The 14,084-nt window shown below is 53.2% G+C and carries 14 protein-coding genes and 1 pseudogene; 12 read left to right on the top strand and 3 right to left on the bottom strand.

Annotated features, from left to right (window positions below; translation table 11 throughout):
• Positions 1-23: 23 nt before the first annotated feature.
• Positions 24-476, bottom strand: a complete 453-nt coding sequence (locus tag ACI1P1_RS03840) for a cupredoxin domain-containing protein (RefSeq protein ID WP_416215036.1) — start codon at positions 474-476, stop codon at positions 24-26.
• Positions 477-814: 338 nt separating this feature from the next.
• On the opposite strand from ACI1P1_RS03840, the pseudogene uptA reads away from it, so the two are divergent.
• The 5 genes and pseudogenes from uptA to ACI1P1_RS03815 all read left to right on the top strand — a co-directional run.
• A pseudogene (uptA, locus tag ACI1P1_RS03835) lies at positions 815-1,402 on the top strand (undecaprenyl phosphate transporter UptA); the annotation flags it as partial.
• Positions 1,403-1,462: 60 nt separating this feature from the next.
• Positions 1,463-1,915, top strand: a complete 453-nt coding sequence (locus tag ACI1P1_RS03830) for a nuclease-related domain-containing protein (protein WP_416215180.1) — start codon at positions 1,463-1,465, stop codon at positions 1,913-1,915.
• A gap of 34 nt (positions 1,916-1,949) precedes the next feature.
• Positions 1,950-2,513, top strand: coding sequence for a thioredoxin family protein (locus ACI1P1_RS03825; RefSeq protein WP_416215035.1), 564 nt, complete (start codon positions 1,950-1,952; stop codon positions 2,511-2,513).
• 36 nt (positions 2,514-2,549) lie between these two features.
• Positions 2,550-3,176, top strand: a complete 627-nt coding sequence (locus ACI1P1_RS03820) for an MBL fold metallo-hydrolase (protein WP_416215034.1) — start codon at positions 2,550-2,552, stop codon at positions 3,174-3,176.
• A gap of 215 nt (positions 3,177-3,391) precedes the next feature.
• Positions 3,392-3,661, top strand: a complete 270-nt coding sequence (locus tag ACI1P1_RS03815) for a hypothetical protein (RefSeq protein ID WP_416215033.1) — start codon at positions 3,392-3,394, stop codon at positions 3,659-3,661.
• Positions 3,662-3,725: 64 nt separating this feature from the next.
• On the opposite strand, the gene ACI1P1_RS03810 is transcribed toward ACI1P1_RS03815, so the two are convergent.
• Entirely contained in the window at positions 3,726-4,175 is a 450-nt protein-coding gene (locus ACI1P1_RS03810; RefSeq protein WP_416215032.1) for an AbrB/MazE/SpoVT family DNA-binding domain-containing protein, read from the bottom strand.
• A gap of 322 nt (positions 4,176-4,497) precedes the next feature.
• Here ACI1P1_RS03810 and ACI1P1_RS03805 point away from each other — a divergent pair, with 322 nt between their 5' ends.
• The 3 genes from ACI1P1_RS03805 to ACI1P1_RS03795 all read left to right on the top strand — a co-directional run bounded on the left by ACI1P1_RS03805 (position 4,498) and on the right by ACI1P1_RS03795 (position 7,134).
• On the top strand, positions 4,498-4,833 hold the full coding sequence (locus tag ACI1P1_RS03805) for a hypothetical protein (protein WP_416215031.1): 336 nt from the start codon (positions 4,498-4,500) through the stop codon (positions 4,831-4,833).
• Complete coding sequence (sda, locus tag ACI1P1_RS03800) at positions 4,814-4,975, top strand: sporulation histidine kinase inhibitor Sda (RefSeq protein ID WP_416215030.1); 162 nt, start codon at positions 4,814-4,816, stop codon at positions 4,973-4,975. Before ACI1P1_RS03805 ends, sda begins: the two co-directional genes overlap by 20 nt.
• Positions 4,976-5,100: 125 nt before the next feature.
• Positions 5,101-7,134 carry a methyl-accepting chemotaxis protein gene (locus ACI1P1_RS03795; RefSeq protein ID WP_416215029.1) on the top strand — a complete coding sequence of 678 codons (2,034 nt, stop codon included), beginning with the start codon at positions 5,101-5,103 and terminating at the stop codon, positions 7,132-7,134.
• Between the two features lie 62 nt (positions 7,135-7,196).
• Here the strand turns inward: ACI1P1_RS03795 and gdhA are convergent, their stop codons facing one another.
• Positions 7,197-8,576: an NADP-specific glutamate dehydrogenase gene (gene gdhA / locus ACI1P1_RS03790; RefSeq protein ID WP_416215028.1), complete on the bottom strand. Its 1,380-nt coding sequence runs from the start codon at positions 8,574-8,576 to the stop codon at positions 7,197-7,199.
• 141 nt (positions 8,577-8,717) lie between these two features.
• Here gdhA and ACI1P1_RS03785 point away from each other — a divergent pair, with 141 nt between their 5' ends.
• From ACI1P1_RS03785 to ACI1P1_RS03770, 4 genes are all read left to right on the top strand, one after another.
• Positions 8,718-9,623, top strand: coding sequence for a LysR family transcriptional regulator (locus ACI1P1_RS03785; protein ID WP_416215027.1), 906 nt, complete (start codon positions 8,718-8,720; stop codon positions 9,621-9,623).
• Positions 9,624-9,757: 134 nt separating this feature from the next.
• A complete protein-coding gene (locus ACI1P1_RS03780; RefSeq protein WP_416215026.1) occupies positions 9,758-11,743 on the top strand; it encodes a methyl-accepting chemotaxis protein in 1,986 nt (661 codons plus the stop codon).
• Between the two features lie 397 nt (positions 11,744-12,140).
• Entirely contained in the window at positions 12,141-13,034 is an 894-nt protein-coding gene (locus ACI1P1_RS03775; RefSeq protein WP_416215179.1) for an ABC transporter permease, read from the top strand.
• 101 nt (positions 13,035-13,135) lie between these two features.
• A complete protein-coding gene (locus ACI1P1_RS03770) occupies positions 13,136-14,017 on the top strand; it encodes a carbohydrate ABC transporter permease (RefSeq protein ID WP_416215025.1) in 882 nt (293 codons plus the stop codon).
• The last annotated feature ends 67 nt before the right edge of the window (positions 14,018-14,084 follow it).

The raw sequence follows: 14,084 nt of genomic DNA, 5'->3' as shown, positions 1-14,084 counted from the left end.
CGTCGCAGTCTCTAAGGTCTGCCTTAATCCACCACTATGTAGCCGATCATCGGCCCATTGTGGTTTTTGTCCGGATGGGTCAGGCAGATCAACCGGTAAACCCCCTCCTTGGAGGCCTGGAAAGCCACGGTGGTTTCCTTGCCCTTTTTCACTTCCCCCTTGATGCGGGTGCCTTCGATATAAAAGGGATGGCTGTCTCCGTTGACGCCGTACAGCACCAGGTTGATGATTTCGCCTTTTTCCACGAATATGGTACCCGGGTCCCACCTGTAGGCCTCAATGACAGTGCCGTCCTCCAGGGTGGATTTGGCCTCTGCCGTGACCATGTGAATGGTCCGGGGACCCTCCGGCTGGCCGTCAACCGGCTGGTCGCCGGAGTGATAGAGCCGGTAGAAGAACAGCCCGCCTGCAAGGAAAATAAAAGCCAGGGCACCGACCCACAGATGGCGACGCTTCAGCATGATTACCTTTGACATAAGGGCTCACTCTCCCGTATAAATATGGTTGTTGGGCGGTGTCTGAAATTTAGGCACGCCCTGTTGCCCCCTGCGCCACGGGGCACGTCCTACGCTTAAAACTATGCGGGCGTAATGCCGGATAGTACGAACCCTGTCCGGTTTGGCAGCAATTGGGTACTAGCCGGATTTGTGATAGAATAGGATGAGTTAATCCCCAAAGCAATCCCCCAAAAGTGAAGGGATGCTTCGAAGCGAATACGGAGTACTTTTGGGGGAGCCCCCGGAAATTATTACGTAAAGCAACACTTTAGAATGAAAACAAAATGTCCGTGAGGACCGGAAAAGGTAGGATGAAGATGGGAGAGCTTGTGCACCGCATTCTGGAAGTCATTACAGGTATGGGCTATTGGGGTATTTTGATCGGACTGGCCATTGAGGTGATTCCGAGCGAAATTGTTCTGGCCTATGCGGGATATCTGGCCTATCAAGGCCAGATCAATATGGTGGAGGCCGTGATTTTCGGCACCATCGGCTGTCTGCTCCAGCAAATTGTGCTGTATGCCATCGGCATCTACGGGGGACGGCCCTTCGTGGACAAATACGGCAAATATCTGCACATCAAACCAAAGCACATTGATTTGACCGAACGCTGGTTCAACAAGTATGGGGCGGGTGTAGTGTTTACCTCCCGGTTTATCCCCGTGGTCCGGCAGGCCATCTCTATCCCGGCGGGAATTGCCAGAATGAACCTGGCCAAGTTCCTGATTTATACCGGGTTAGCCTCTATCCCTTGGGCAATTTTGTTTATTACGCTGGGCAAAAAGCTGGGCGAAAATTGGGAAAGCATCGACGAGAAGGCAGGGCCCTACACTCAGCCTATTCTTTGGGGCGCATTGGCCCTGACGGTCTTATATGTTCTGTATAAAGTCATTTTCCGCAAAAAAAATCCCGCCGTCGCAGCGGATACCGGCTCCCCGAAAGGCGGAGAAACCATCGCCGTCCGGTTGAATGCCATCGGCAGCGGCTATCGCGTGCTCCATAGCAGATCCATCAGCACCAGCAGCGCTTCCCGGGAGTTTGCTCATCTGGTGGTCGGCCCCAACGGGGTGTTCCATATTGAGGAGAAGGACTGGGACGGCGCCGTTACATTTACTTCCGGAGGGGTGGAGCGCGGTAATGGAGGACATAAGGAGGACCCTACGGCACAATTGTACCGCCAAGAATTTGTGCTGAAGGAGCTTTTGCGGGACAATAGAATAGAGGCGGATGTGACGGGGGTGTTGTGCTTTAGCAACCCGGACTGTACCTTGAGCGGGAAAAGCCAAGCTTTTGCAGCCGTGAAGCCGGAGCAACTGGCGGATGCCATCCGGAGCCATCACACCAAACGGGGGTTAACTCCCGAAGACGTGGACAGAGTGGTCAGGCTGTTGGAGGAATCCGGCTCCCCCATTCGGTAGAACCTCATTACCCAACAGATCAGGAGGAGATCCAATGAGCAAAAATCTGTATTCCCTGCTTGGAGCAGGCTTGGAGCCGCAGCAATTTATCGAGGGCATGACGAAGAACAAGGAGAAGTTTCAGGAATGGACGGACAGCTTCAGCTGGCAGGAGGAGGAACGCGCTTATTTCGAATCCCTGCGCAACCGGGATGATCTGCGCTGTCTGATTCTGGCCGCCGAATGGTGCGGAGATGTGGTGCGCAATGTTCCCGTGGTACTGAAGGCTCTGGAGCCGTCGGGTATCCCTGTGCGGATTCTGATCATGGAGGAACATCCGGAAGTGATGGACCAGTTCCTGACCATGGGCGGCAAAGCGATTCCCATTGTAATTTTTACCGATGCGGGCGGGTATGTCCTGGGGCATTGGGGACCTCGTCCCAAGCATGTGCAGGAGGCGATGACCGCCTTCAAGCTGGCCAATCCAGACCGGGAAGCAGCGGATTACCAGGAGAAGCTTGGGGAGGCACGCCAGGAAATGGGACGCCGCTACGGCGAGGGCACCGGGTATCACCGGGTGATCGTGACGGAGCTGCGTGAGCTGATTTCTTCTTTTTAATGGAAATGATAGATTTTCGTATTGGAGGCTGCCGCTTTGCTGAAGATTGAGACTATCCCCTTGGGGCCCTTGGGGACCAACGCCTATTTATTGACCAACGCCGAAGCGGGACAAGCGGTGGTCATTGACCCGGGGACCAATCCCCAGCCGCTGATCCGCCGTGTGCAGGACCTTGAGGTAACCGCCATTCTGCTGACCCACGCCCATTTTGACCATATCGGCGGGGTGGATGAGCTGCGGAAGCTGAAGGGCTGCCCGGTTTATCTGCATGATCTGGAGGCGGATTGGCTGACCAATCCCAAGAAGAACGGTTCCCTGATGTGGCCCGAGGTAGGGCCGCCTGTGGTTACCGATCCGGCGGAATATGGCCTGGACGACGGCCAGGTGCTGAAGCTGCTGGGTGAAACCTTTAAGGTCATCCATACCCCCGGACACTCCCCGGGCAGCGTGAGCTTTTTATGGGGGGATATCCTGTTTGCCGGGGATGCGCTATTTAAGCTTTCGGTGGGCCGCACGGATCTGCCGGGAGGCCATCACGAAACCTTGATGGATACCCTCAAGAACAAGCTGATGAAGCTGGATGACCGTGTACAGGTTTATCCGGGCCATGGCCAGCGGACCAACATCGGCTTTGAAAGAGCCAACAACCCGTATATCGAGTAACCATTCCCCCAAAAGTGACGAGATGCTTCGAAGCAGATTCCGATTACTTTTGGGGGAGCCCCCGAAATAAATCAAAAAAATGGTCGGACATAGAGGGCAGGAAGTCCACACGGGGTGGCGCCTATTTTGCCGGGTATGGGTGAATACCGTGTTTTCCAGTGATCTCCACCCATAGACTGTTGGTGTATCCCAACAACCTAAGGAGGTTCACCCATATGAATTATGGTAATGCCAACAATATGTCCCCTATGGTTTCGCCTGCTTCCGTCAACGCCATGCCCAACATGATGCCGAATGTAATGCCCAATGCAATGCCCAATGCAATGCCTAATGTCATGCCGAATGTAACGGTCACAGAGAACATCTACATGTTCCCCTATGCCAAACCGAAGCCTCCGGTATATTCCGATGCGGCTCTCATTCTGGTGCTGTTCATTCTTCTGGTTATCATCAGCCGCGGAGTCGGATTTATCGGCAAGTGCTAATTCGTACGTCCAAGAAGCCGCTCTTCCCAAAAGGAAGGGCGGCTCTTTATGTTAGGCAGCGGAATCAGCTGTTGTTCAGCTTGCGCAGCAATTGGCTTACATAGCCCTGGGAAATTCCCAGCATCTCCGCCAGCTCCTGCTGCCGCAGATTAGGCTTTTCTTTGAGGATGTCCTCCACCTGCTTGAGCTTATCCGACTTGGAGCGGCGTCTGTCTTCCTGAACAGGGGGGGCCTGCACAGCCGGCCCTTGCTCCCGGTTATGCTTCAGCACCTCCTTAATGCAGGATTTACAGATCAGCTGGTTGCGGAAGTGCACCAGGTCATGGGAATCCATGCAAAACAGGCAGCAGTTGGACTTGTACCTCCGGACAATAATGGTGTTCTCATCCACGAAGAATTCGATGGGATCCTCCAGCCGGATACCCAACAGATCCCTGGTTTCCTTGGGGATGACGATTCTGCCCAGACTATCCAGCTCGCGTACGATTCCGAACGTTTTATAATTGCCGTCCATGTAAAAAACCTCCAATTTTATCCTGTTTCAACTGATCCGCATTGCGTCCGCGGCACGCAGGGCTGCAGTGGACGTTTCGTTTCAGTGCAATTATAACTTGCAATACCTTGTAATTAAACCGAAGTGCATGCATCCAGTTGTATGTAAATCATGCAGCTGCCCATGATCAAAAATCCCTCTATCTGCATCCCCCTAAAGCCTGCCGCCGCTTGGAGCGGAGGGAAACCGGCACCGGAGGGCCTATCCTTTTTACGAAAAGAGAAGTGAATGGGCAATCATCGATATCTTGACTAGATTTTACCAAACCTAAGAGAGATTGTATATGGATAAGTGCTTTTTTTATACTTTTATTCTCGTTTTTTTTGCGCGAGGTTGCAAGCACTTTTGCATGGGTGCGAACGTGAAATGTGCTGAACATTTGACCGGGGTCATGTACAATATGAGTATATATTTGGAAATAAAGGACGTGTCTGGGTTGGAAGAACTGACTTTTGATGAGCTTTTTTCCCAATTGTTTATCGACGCTGTGAAAGAAGAAATGGAACAGGTAGAACTTCCGGAGGCTTTTTCGATCCAATCTTCCTGGGAAACAGTGGCGCGTCACCTGGAGCATGTTCATCAGAGGAGGGAAAAAAACAATGGAATTGCTGAGCAATGAAGTGCTGGTTCATTGTTACCGCGATGCCGTTCGGCTCGGATTGGAGCAAGCATTCATAGATCTGCTGGCCATGGAAATGAAACGAAGAGATCTGGATTGCAGCACATCATATATTGGCAACAACTGCAAAATGGGTGCCTGATATAGGCGTTGGCCGGAATTGTTCCGGTCAACGCTTTTGTTTTGGGCAAATTCGGTGTACAATCTTCGATATGTGCCTTTTTTTGACTGCTTGAGAGGTATCCTTACACCGGGAGGAATATTAGTGTGAAAATTCGTAGCCTTTATCTGAAACTGCTTGTGTTTCTGCTTCCCTGTTTGATTCTTTCCTTCGGATTGGTCTCCGGGATCAGCTATTTTTTTGCCCAACGATCTCTTTCGAATAGTGTGGAAGATACGGCCCTGGCCATCGGCCAGGATTACAGCCACCGGATTCAGGGCTTCATTAATGAAGCGGTAATCCAATCCGCTGATTTTGCCTCCGTTCCCGGCTTGCAGGATGTGAGCAACCTCTGGAATGTGGTTCATGTGCTGCAGGATAACAAAAAACGCTCCGGCTATCTGGAAAGCATGTTTTTTGTTTTTCCGGACGGTACGGGAGTGCGGTCCGACGCCACCTCCATGAGCATGGCGGATATGGATTTTTTCAAAACCGTGGTGGAAACCAAGCAGCCTGCCGTGTCCAGCCTGCAGATCTCCTCTACAACGGGTAAACCCGCTTTTTACGTGGCGGTTCCGGTTCTGAACGGGGAGAAGCTGAACGGTGTGCTCACCGGCTCCTTTGCCTTGGACAAGCTTGGGGAGCTGATGAAGGGCCTAACCTTCATGGATACGGGTTATGGCATGCTGGCCGACGCCAACGGCGATATTATCGTACATCCGGCTATGCCCGAGCTGGCTGGCAAGCTGAAGCTGACGGAGAAGGAAATTGCTCCGGAGCTTCAGGTTAAGCAAAAGCAGCTGGATAACCGGCTTCTGACGCTATTTAAGTCCGCAGCGGATTCGGGCAGCCAGATGCGGGGCACTTATAAATTTGTGGATGGGGTCACGCATATTTCCGTGTTTACCCCTTTTGACCTTCCCGGGGGGAACCGCTGGATGATGATGGTCACCGCGCCGGCAGATGAGGTTAACCGTGAGCTGTCCAGCCTGGCCGTCAGCATTCTGGTGATTTCTCTCTTGTGTCTGGTCCTGGCTGCAGCAGCTATTGCATACATAAGCCGTTTGATCGCCAAACCCATTACTGTCATCCGTGACGATTGCAAAATGCTGGCCTCCGGAAATCTGCAGGAGCAGGCCCGCCAAATCCGCTCTGAGGACGAGATCGGCCAGCTTGCGGACGGGTTCAGGGATATGCGCACCACCCTGCGGGGGCTTATCACCCGCGTGTATGCCCAATCCGAGCAGGTGGCTGCCTCCAGCCAGGAGGTGACAGCCAGCGCCCATCAGTCCTCTGTGGCCGTCAACCAGGTGGTGGAGTCCTTCACCTCTATTGTGCAGGGTTCGGAGCGGCAGGCCGTCTCCGTCAACCGGTTGAATGAGGTAGCCGAGGATTTATTCGCCCACACCAGCCAAATTGCGGAGGCTGCCGATAACGCGGCGGAGGTGGCCCGCAAAACCTCCGAGTCGGCAAACACCGGCTCCGGGACGGTTGCGGAAACCCTGGCGCAAATTCATGCGGTGGGCAGCGGCTCTGACAAAATTGGCGTAGCTATGGACGAGCTCGACCGGAATTTCGCCGAAATCAGTAAAATAGTCGGCATCATCTCCTCCATCTCCGGACAAACCAACCTGCTTGCCTTGAACGCATCGATTGAAGCTGCCCGGGCAGGCGAGCATGGGCGCGGTTTTGCCGTGGTGGCGTCGGAGGTCAGGTCACTGGCCGAGGAATCCAGCGGCGCTGCCTCCCAGATTACGGCGTTGATCGCCCGCAACCAGGCCAGCCTCAGCCAGGCGCTGTCTGTAACCAAGGACGGCAGAGATTCCATTGTGTCGGCGATCCGTCTGGCCGACGAAACCAACCAATCCTTCAGTCTGATCAAGGAGTCGGTGCTGGGATTGTCGGAGCAGGTGGCCAGCATCTCCCAGTCCATCGGCAAGATTGTCCGCGGAGCGGAGGTTCTCGCGGAAGCGGCCAAGGATACAGACGATGCCAGTCACACGGCACTGATGGAATCCGCCGCGGTATCCGCCACCACCCAGGAGCTTTCAGCGGCTATGGAGGAGATTGCCGCCTCCAGCCAGAGCCTGGCTGTACTGGCAGGGGAGCTGCAGTCTGAGCTGTCCAAGTTCTCCCTATAACGTTCTCCCTCAAACAAAAGGCAGCCCGCTGGGCTGCCTTTTTTGCTTGCGGCTACACTCTTTTAGAACCCATGCGCCATCATGGCGTCGGCTACCTTCAGGAAGCCGGCAATATTGGCGCCGACCACCAGATTGCCAGGCGCTCCATATTCCATGGATGCCATCATGCTCGACCGGTAAATATCCTTCATAATCAATTGCAGCTTTGCGTCCACCTCTTCCATGGACCAGGACAGCCTTGCGCTGTTTTGGGCCATTTCCAATGCCGATACGGACACGCCGCCTGCATTGGCCGCTTTTGCGGGAGCGAACAGAACCTTATTGTCCAGGAAAACCCCAATGGCCTCCAGTGTGGAGGGCATGTTGGCCCCTTCTCCCACCGCTTTCACCCCATTTTGAACCAGCAGCTCAGCCGATGCTTTGTCGATTTCATTCTGGGTGGCACACGGCAGCGCAATATCGCAGGGAATACTCCATATCCCCGAACAGCCCTCTGTATACACCGCATCCGGATGCTCCAGAATATAATCGCGGCATCTTTTCTTCTCCACTTCCTTCAGCCGCTTCAGCGTATCCAGCCGGATGCCGTCCTTGTGGTAGATATATCCGCTGGAATCGCTGCACGCTACCACCTTCGCTCCCAACTGCATCGCCTTTTCGATTGCATAAATGGAGACGTTCCCTGATCCTGATACAACGACCGTGCTGCCACTGAAGGAAAGTCCCGCATCACCCAGCATTTGATCCACGAAGTATACGGTGCCGTATCCGGTAGCTTCTTTGCGGCCCAAGCTTCCGCCGTAGCCGATTCCCTTACCGGTGAGCACACCTGCTTCATAAACACCCTGCAGCTTCTTATATTGGCCGAACATATAGCCGATTTCCTTGGCTCCGACGCCGATATCCCCGGCCGGGACATCCTTGTCCGGTCCGATATATCTGCTAAGCTCGGTCATGAAGCTTTGGCAGAAACGCATGATTTCCAAATCCGATTTCCCTTTGGGATCAAAGTCGGAGCCGCCTTTGCCGCCGCCGATGGGCTGCCCGGTCAGGGAGTTTTTGAAGGTTTGCTCGAAGCCCAGAAATTTGATGATACTGGCGTTAACGGAAGGGTGGAACCGGATTCCGCCTTTGTAAGGTCCGATGGAATTATTGAATTGCACGCGGAACCCGCGGTTGACCCGGACGTTCCCGTTATCGTCCATCCAGGGCACCCGGAAGGAAACCAGGCGGTCAGGCTCAACCAGGCGCTCCAGAATACCGAGCTTCATATAGGACGGATTTTTGCTGAAGACAGGAATCAAGGAATGCAGAACCTCTTTCACCGCTTGATGGAATTCGGTTTCATGGGGATTCCGCGTCCGGACAGTTTCGAAAACAGTGTTCATGTAATCCTGTGCCTGTTGGGTGTAAGTTTGCTCTACATTCGCTGAAACAGTCAATGGGTCCACTCCTTCGATAATAAATGAAAGCCAATTTATCTTTCTTATGTTGTGTTTTCATTCTATAATTTAATAAATCATCGCTCCAATATTAAAATACGATATAGCTCATGTGTTTTGCGCATGAACGGGAGGTGCAGGATGGAGATCAGACAAATGCGGTATTTTATGGAGGTTGCCAAACGGGAGCATGTGACCGAAGCGGCGAAGGCTCTGCATGTGGCCCAGTCCTCCGTAAGCCGGCAGCTGATTAATCTGGAAAGTGAATTAGGGGTGGACCTTTTTGTCCATGAAGGCCGGCGGGTGAAGCTGACCCCCATCGGGAGAATTTTCCTGGAGCGGGTGGAGCAGGCCATGAATATGATCCACGAGGCGGAACGGGGTGTGAAGGAATATCTGGAGCCGGAAAAAGGGACAGTCCGTATAGCGTTCCCCATCAGTATGGCGGCTCATGTTCTGCCAACGGCCATTTTTGCGTTTCGCCAGCAATACCCGGAGGCCAAGTTCCAGATGAGACAAGGGCTGTATCAGGATTTAATCGACGGAGTGATAAGCGGTGATTTTAACCTTGCTTTAATTGCTCCCGTCCCGGAAGAGGAGACAAGGATTAAGGGGAAGGTCTTATTTACCGAAAATATTGTCGCCTTATTGCCGGTCCAGCATCCCCTCGCCAACCGCCCGTCCCTTCAACTGCAGGAGTTGAAGGACGTGCCCATGGTGACATTGCCTGAAGGCACGATCTTCCGGAAGCTTGTGCTGCGCGCCTGTCTTAAGCTTGGGTTCGCGCCTGTTATTGCCTTTGAGGGGGATGATATCGACGCCCTGAAGGGACTGGTGTCCGCGGGTCTCGGATATGCACTGATGCCGGAGGTCACTCTGATGGACAGCCTTCCCCGCGCTACGGTCAAAATACCGGTTGTTAATCCCGGCGTAACCCGGACCATCGGGGTGATCTGTCCGGCCCACCGGAAGCTGCTGCCCACAGAAGAGTTATTTTATAATTTTTTGTCCGAATTTTATTCGAAGGAACATGATAGAAGAGAGTAAAAAATGCTGAAAAGTGTCGAAATTTGCATGGGAAAACCGTACTATTCATACCGGAGATATGATAGAGTAATAGAGTTGACAAACAGCGAGAATGCAATGACGAAAGGACTCCGGCGATGAGAAAAAGTCTTCGTATGCAAATTTTGATCCCCTTTTTAGTATTGATTATTGCTGCCAGCGGGATCGTAACTTATCTGGGCTATTATTTTGCTACCCGGATGACAGTGGAAAACCAAACAGCGGGTAATGAAACCGCTATGAATCTGCTGAACGGAAACCTGGGCCTATATTTGAAGGAGCATGAGCGGCTGGTGGAGATGCTGGCCGGCAATAATGAGCTTGCCCATGTCATCCAGAACGGGCTGAACAGCAAACAAAGCCAAACGCTGCTCCCTGCCGTGCGAAACCTTTTCCAGGAAGCCCTGAAGGCGGATGATCAGCTAACCAATGTATATGTGGGTTTGGGGGACAAGGGGATGCTGGTGGAACCGGCGGCAGATCTGCCTGACGGTTTCGACCCAACCTCACGGGAGTGGTACCAGAAGGCAGCGGCCCAGAAGGGCGCAAATGTATGGGTAGAGCCTTACATCGACACAGCTACTAAAACCTTGGTACTGACCGTTTCACGGGCAGTAGTGGCGGACGGCAAGCTTGTGGGTGTCGTAGGGGCAGATTTGAAAATCGACTCCATTCTGGGGCTAATCAATAGCGTGAAGCTGGGAGATACAGGGCATGTCTTCATGCTGGACGCCCAAAACAGGATTATTTCCCACCGGGATAACGGCCAGATCGGCTCCGACCAAAGCGGCTCGGAATTTGTGAAGCAAATGCAGGAGAAGGGTGCAGCCGGCACTGTGCAGTATAAGAGTGACGGCAGCCATAACATATTAAGCTATGTGACCAACGACAAAACCGGCTGGAAAATCGCCGGTGTAGCCAATCTGCGTGAATTTGAGGACAAGGCGGCAGGTCTCCTTACCCCGAGTCTGATCAGCCTTTTGGCTGTGATGATGGTGGCGGGGCTATTATCTTGGCCGTTAACTCAGGCCATTATCAGGCCGATCCGCAGGCTTCAAGCCGCTATGCTGGAGTTCCGGCAGGGCAATCTGTCCGTACGCTCCGGCATCCGAAAGCGCAATGAAATCGGGCAGTTGGCCGATGGTTTCGACGAGATGGCCGGACAGATGGGCACGCTAATGGACCATATCCGGCAGACCAGCAGTCAGTTGGCGGAATCCTCCCATATTCTCAAGCTCAGTGCCGCGGAGAATACGGCCTCCTCTTCCGAGGTGGCGGTGACCATGCAGGAGATGGCCTCGGGGGCAGGCGACCAGGCGGAAATTGTGGAGCATAATGCCATTGTCGTTCAGGAGATGGCCCGCCATATTGATTCGGTGGAACAGGAAACGGGCACCATGCACGGCTTGACCCAATCGATGATGGAGGTAGCTGCGGTAAATGGAGAACGGCTGGAGCAGCTGTCCGTTCAAACCCGCAATACGGTGGAGGCGGCAGCTTCGGTTAAGGATGCTATGTATTCCTTAGGGGAATCCTCCCGGCAAATCGGTGAATTCGTGTCTGTAATCGCCGGAATTACCGCCCAAACCAATATCCTCTCCCTGAATGCGGCCATTGAAGCGGCCAGGGCCGGAGAGCAGGGCCGGGGCTTCGGAGTGGTGGCTGCAGAAATCCGCAAGCTGGCCGCTCACTCAGAGGAAGCCTTGGCTTCCATCTCGGAGCTGGTGGAGCGTATGGGACGCAATACCCGTGAAGCCGTACAGATGACGGAGAAGGCTGGCGAATCCATGTCCAAGCAAGCCGTTGTCGTTCGGGAAACACGCTCCGGCTTTGTCTCCATCCAGGAGACGGTGCAAGCCAACCTGGAGGGAATTGCCCGGGTAATAGCCGCGGTAGGAGCCCTGACGGCGGAGAAGGATAAGATCAGCGCCAACACCTCGGAGCTGCAAGCCATCTGCCAGGCCACCGCGGCCGGCACGGAGGAGGTCTCCGCCTCGGTTCAGGAGCAAACCGCTTCCATGGAGCAGCTGAATCATCTGGCCCGGCAGCTGGAGGATGTGGCCCAAACCTTGTCCCGGGAGATTAGCAAATTCAAATCATAGACAACCCGGTTTCTCCAAAGCAGAGAAAGCCGGAAACAGTCCGAAAGGCAACGCAGCAGCGTTGTCTTTTTTGTATGGCGACAAAAGCTTTGATTCTCATGACAATCCACCCGGAATCCCCTCATCAAACAATGACAAAGAACAGGTTTCGAAATGAATATCCTTGCGGCGCAAGGCTTTGCGGCTGCTGCGGCTGGAGGACAGGCGGGAATGTCGTGCAGGAATGACTATGGACTGCAATGGATGCCGGAGGCTAAGATGCAGATGTAGCGAGGAGAGACGCTGGACCATACACAAAGATTGCGAATGTGACACAAAAAAAGGAGAGACTGATATGAGCAATGAAGCTGTTGTGCCTCATGTGCCTGCCTTGGGCAAGGTACACCGCCGGCAGAAAATGAAACGGATCGCCCGTAACCGCTGGCTCTATTTTATGATGCTGCCCGGAATCCTGTATTTTCTGATATTCAAATATGCACCCATGTACGGAGTGCTGCTGGCTTTCAAAAACTATCAGCCGTTCCTGGGTTTCATTGATAGCCAATGGGTGGGCATGAAGCATTTCAGCCGGTTCTTCGGCGACCCGCTGTTCTGGCAATTGCTGAAGAACACGATGATTCTGGCGCTGTACAACATCGCCTTTTTCTTCCCGCTTCCCATCGTAATCGCGCTGCTTTTGAATGAGCTGCGGATGGAAGGGTATAAGCGGATTGTGCAAACCATGATTTATGTGCCTCACTTCATGTCCTGGGTCGTCATTGTTTCCATCGCCTATCTGTTCTTTACTACCGAGGGTGGTTTGGTCAATGAGGCCATCGCTTCCATGGGCGGCGATAAGATCCAGTTTCTGATGGCGCCCGAGTGGTTCCGCGGTTTTATCACAGGTGAGGTCATCTGGAAGGAGACAGGCTGGGGCACGATTATTTTCCTGGCCGCGCTTGCCGGTGTGGACACCCAATTGTACGAAGCCGCCAGAATGGACGGCGCCAACCGCTTCCGCCAGCTGTGGCATATTACTCTGCCGGCCATTAAACCGACGATTATCATTCTTCTGATTCTGCGGCTGGGCAACTTCCTGGATACCGGCTTCGAGCAAATTTTCCTGATGCTCAACTCCATCAACCGCGGGGTTGGCGAAGTGTTCGACACCTATGTTTACAGCATCGGGATTTCCCAAGGCCAGTATAGCTACAGTACCGCAGTAGGGCTGTTCAAATCTCTGGTGGGCCTGGTTCTGGTTTTCGCATCCAATGCATTGGCCAAACGCTTCGGCGAAGAGGGGATACTTTAAGTACCCCAAAAGTGACGTGATGCTACGAAGTGAATTCCGATTACTTTCGGGGGAGCCCCCATAATTCCAAAAAGTAAGCGTACAGAGAAGGAGAGAGCCTTATGGTTCAGGATAAATCAATCGGCAACAAAATCTTCGATACAACCAATGTGATCGTCTTGGGTGTGTTTGCACTGGTCACGGTTATTCCGTTTCTCTATGTGATAGCAGGCTCCTTTGCAACGCAGCATGAGCTCTTGGAAAGAGGCTTTATCCTCTTTCCCACAGAGTTTTCCCTAAGCGCCTATAAGTTTATTTTCTCCACCAGCACCCTGGTGAGAAGCTTGCTGGTCACCATCTTTATTACGGTGGTGGGTACCCTTATCAACCTGATCTTCACCTGTCTGATGGCTTATCCCATGGCCAGAAGAGATCTGGACTTCCGCAAGCCCATCCAACTGATGGTGATTTTCACCATGCTGTTCGGCGGCGGTATGATCCCTACCTTCCTGGTGGTGAAGAATCTTCATATGATCGATACCTATTGGGCCCTGCTTCTGCCCGGCGCCATCAGCGCCTTCAACCTGATTATTATCCGCAGCTTCTTCCAGCAGCTTCCGGAAGGATTGGAGGAATCGGCGAAGATTGACGGCGCCAGCGATCCCGGTATTCTGGTCAAGATCGTACTTCCTTTGTCCATGCCGGTGCTGGCGACCTTCTCCCTGTTTTATGCGGTGGGACACTGGAATACCTTCTTCAGCGCCGTCCTGTACATCAACGATTCCACCAAGTGGCCGATCCAGGTGCTGCTTCGCCAGATTGTCATCCTGTCCCAAGGCGGCAGCCTGGGAGACACCACGGCCTTCGAGCAGGATTTTGTCCCGCCCGACCAAGCCGTTAAAATGGCGGTTATCGTCATCTCCACCATTCCGATTCTGATTGTTTATCCGTTCCTGCAAAAGCATTTTGCCAAAGGGGTATTGTTGGGGTCCGTGAAGGGTTAAAAACCTGTACCGGCGCCAATTGTATATACTAATTTCATTATCTGTACACAATAAAAGGGAGGATCAC

It is taken from the genome of Paenibacillus mesotrionivorans (assembly GCF_046098205.1).
Lineage (GTDB): Bacteria > Bacillota > Bacilli > Paenibacillales > NBRC-103111 > Paenibacillus_AR > Paenibacillus_AR mesotrionivorans.
Note: the sequence above shows the minus strand (reverse complement) of the source record. Positions and strands in the feature narration are given on the sequence as shown.

What these genes read in the sequence shown, in the direction of transcription:
- ACI1P1_RS03840 (WP_416215036.1), bottom strand. Translation starts at nt 476, where the DNA reads ATGTCAAAGGTAATCATGCTGAAGCGTCGCCATCTGTGGGTCGGTGCC.
- ACI1P1_RS03825 (WP_416215035.1), top strand. Translation starts at nt 1,950, where the DNA reads ATGAGCAAAAATCTGTATTCCCTGCTTGGAGCAGGCTTGGAGCCGCAG.
- ACI1P1_RS03815 (WP_416215033.1), top strand. Translation starts at nt 3,392, where the DNA reads ATGAATTATGGTAATGCCAACAATATGTCCCCTATGGTTTCGCCTGCT.
- ACI1P1_RS03810 (WP_416215032.1), bottom strand. Translation starts at nt 4,175, where the DNA reads ATGGACGGCAATTATAAAACGTTCGGAATCGTACGCGAGCTGGATAGT.
- ACI1P1_RS03805 (WP_416215031.1), top strand. Translation starts at nt 4,498, where the DNA reads ATGGATAAGTGCTTTTTTTATACTTTTATTCTCGTTTTTTTTGCGCGA.
- sda (WP_416215030.1), top strand. Translation starts at nt 4,814, where the DNA reads ATGGAATTGCTGAGCAATGAAGTGCTGGTTCATTGTTACCGCGATGCC.
- ACI1P1_RS03785 (WP_416215027.1), top strand. Translation starts at nt 8,718, where the DNA reads ATGGAGATCAGACAAATGCGGTATTTTATGGAGGTTGCCAAACGGGAG.
- ACI1P1_RS03780 (WP_416215026.1), top strand. Translation starts at nt 9,758, where the DNA reads ATGCAAATTTTGATCCCCTTTTTAGTATTGATTATTGCTGCCAGCGGG.
- ACI1P1_RS03775 (WP_416215179.1), top strand. Translation starts at nt 12,141, where the DNA reads ATGAAACGGATCGCCCGTAACCGCTGGCTCTATTTTATGATGCTGCCC.
- ACI1P1_RS03770 (WP_416215025.1), top strand. Translation starts at nt 13,136, where the DNA reads ATGGTTCAGGATAAATCAATCGGCAACAAAATCTTCGATACAACCAAT.